This window comes from Endozoicomonas arenosclerae, assembly GCF_001562015.1.
Lineage (GTDB): Bacteria > Pseudomonadota > Gammaproteobacteria > Pseudomonadales > Endozoicomonadaceae > Endozoicomonas_A > Endozoicomonas_A arenosclerae.
Genome location: NZ_LASA01000025.1, coordinates 1 through 2,485, shown reverse-complemented (window position 1 = coordinate 2,485; position 2,485 = coordinate 1). Strand labels below are relative to the sequence as shown.

2 protein-coding genes and 1 rRNA gene are annotated in these 2,485 nt (G+C 45.7%); 2 read left to right on the top strand and 1 reads right to left on the bottom strand.

The annotated features are described in order from the left end of the window. Window positions 1–465: 465 nt before the first annotated feature. Window positions 466–1,053 (top strand): alpha/beta hydrolase family protein, encoded by a 588-nt coding sequence (locus tag WG89_RS02000; RefSeq protein WP_062260634.1) that lies wholly within the window; start codon window positions 466–468, stop codon window positions 1,051–1,053. Here the strand turns inward: WG89_RS02000 and WG89_RS29150 are convergent. Continuing rightward, on the bottom strand, window positions 1,050–1,241 hold the full coding sequence (locus tag WG89_RS29150) for a CPXCG motif-containing cysteine-rich protein (RefSeq protein ID WP_079253608.1): 192 nt from the start codon (window positions 1,239–1,241) through the stop codon (window positions 1,050–1,052). The genes WG89_RS02000 and WG89_RS29150 overlap by 4 nt on opposite strands. Before the next feature lie 590 nt (window positions 1,242–1,831). On the opposite strand from WG89_RS29150, the gene WG89_RS01995 reads away from it, so the two are divergent. Further along, window positions 1,832–2,485, top strand: a 16S ribosomal RNA gene (locus WG89_RS01995); the annotation flags it as partial.

The following is a 2,485-nucleotide window of genomic DNA, read 5'->3' as shown; positions in this document are numbered from 1 at the left end:
AGGTCATCGCCAGGCATTGAATAAAGCAAAACCCCAGTCGAGCAATCGACTGGGGTTTTTCTTTATCCGTTGCAGGGCAACGGAATACCCTCCATAGAGAGACATCTCCACCGTAAATCAGCGATACGTCGTTTATTGCCGAGTTCGGACCCGAGCTCGGAAGTGACAAATTCGTCTGGAACGAATTTGGACGCACTTTAGTGCGCCCGCAGGGTGAAACACAGGACGTGTTTCATCAAACGATAGGCCTCGCTTGCGAGGCCCTCTAGCAAATAAGATTGATCTATTTTTGAGGATCAGCATCTTGGCATTAACAGTCGAAACTCGACTGACCTCTTAAAACAATTCAATCTTGAATTTAGAAACACAGACTAGACAAACCTCATCACCAACAGGAAAGAGCCTTTCCAGCTTTCCAGCCCTAAACGGTATATCATTCACCAAAACACAAAAATCAGAAAAGATATGCAACGTTTCATCGTATCCGACATATTTGGCAGAACTGACGCTTTAGAAAACATGGCAGATCAGTTACCTGGCCAGGTTCAAATTATTGATCCCTATAATGGCAAACATATGAACTTCTCAGATGAAGCTGATGCCTATGAGTACTTTGTCAGTCATGTGGGGTTGAAAGAATACAAGAATATATTGATTAACCAGGTAAGAGAAATATCGGAACCACTGACTTTATTAGGCTTTAGTGTTGGTGCGTCAGCTATCTGGTCGATTTCTGATAATGCCTTGCTCAAAAGTATTACCGGCGCTTTGGCTTTTTACGGTTCTCAGATCCGTAATGCTCAAGAGGTCACTCCTCGGTTCCCTGTTAAACTGATCTTTCCTGAAGCAGAAAAACATTTTGATGTTTCGGAGCTGATCCCATCATTGCTCAGGAAGAGAAATACAGATGGTATACAGGTTGAATACCTTCATGGATTTATGAATTATTACTCTCCGAACTATGATTCAAAAGGCTATGAAGAGTATCTAACAAAGTTACAGCTCATACCTGAAGAAGAATGTTTCTGTAGAATAAAGTTGGACAATAATTAATCCTCCAGCCTCGTTGCCTCAATTAAAACATCATTATCTAAATCAACTGTCACGGATATAAGAATGGGTCGGCAGCAGACCTGGCAGTCTTCTACATATTCCTGGTTGGGGATTGAGCAGTCGATGACAAGTTCAATAACTTCACCGCAATTTGGACAGTTAAGCTTTCGGGTTTCAAGGTGCAACATAATAAAGTGACTACAAAATGAACAACCAAAAAAAGTTAAAATATAAACTTAGGTATTAATACCTGAAGTTACAATTCTCTATTGATCAAACCTGAATCCTCCGTATACTACGCCTCCACTGATCGGGGCATCGCTCTTAACGAGCCACGCAGCGAACCATTTCAAACATCGAAACAAACGGTGATTGACAATCGGATCGAAGCGCGTAGAATGCAGCGCCGCTGAGACAGAAACGCAACGCTTACTGAGTTAAACGGATGCGGTCACAGCGAGTTGAAAAGCTTCATTTTTCACCACGAAAAATGATCGCTTGACAACGAACGGCGCCACGGTAAGATGAGCGATCTCGCTGATCGGCGCCAACCGCTGATTCAGCCGATTAAAACCTTCCGGTTCTAATCAATGTTCTTTAAAAACATATCAGACAATTCGTGTGGGCGCTTGTGTGAATGGCATCGGTCAACAAAAGCTTCGGCTTTTGAAATGATTTAAATGCTGATCAAGCAAGCGAACATACCTGTAAATTCATGTACGTTTAATTGCAAAAGATTGAGCAGCGGATTGCCCTCGGGCATGAAGCAAAACGATTTAAACTGAAGAGTTTGATCATGGCTCAGATTGAACGCTGGCGGCAGGCCTAACACATGCAAGTCGAGCGGTAACAGAACTAGCTTGCTAGTTGCTGACGAGCGGCGGACGGGTGCGTAACACGTAGGAATCTGCCCAATAGTGGGGGATAGCCCGGAGAAATCCGGATTAATACCGCATACGCCCTAAGGGGGAAAGCAGGGGATCTTCGGACCTTGCGCTATCGGATGAGCCTGCGTCGGATTAGCTTGTTGGTGGGGTAATGGCCTACCAAGGCAACGATCCGTAGCTGATCTGAGAGGATGATCAGCCACACTGGGACTGAGACACGGCCCAGACTCCTACGGGAGGCAGCAGTGGGGAATATTGCACAATGGGCGAAAGCCTGATGCAGCCATGCCGCGTGTGTGAAGAAGGCTCTAGGGTTGTAAAGCACTTTCAGCGAGGAGGAAAGGTTGTACGTTAATACCGTGCAGCTGTGACGTTACTCGCAGAAGAAGCACCGGCTAACTCCGTGCCAGCAGCCGCGGTAATACGGAGGGTGCAAGCGTTAATCGGAATTACTGGGCGTAAAGCGTGCGTAGGCGGCTGATTAAGTTGGGTGTGAAAGCCCCGGGCTCAACCTGGGAACTGCATCCAAAACTGATCAGCTAGAG

What these genes read in the sequence shown, in the direction of transcription:
- WG89_RS02000 (WP_062260634.1), top strand. Translation starts at nt 466, where the DNA reads ATGCAACGTTTCATCGTATCCGACATATTTGGCAGAACTGACGCTTTA.
- WG89_RS29150 (WP_079253608.1), bottom strand. Translation starts at nt 1,241, where the DNA reads ATGTTGCACCTTGAAACCCGAAAGCTTAACTGTCCAAATTGCGGTGAA.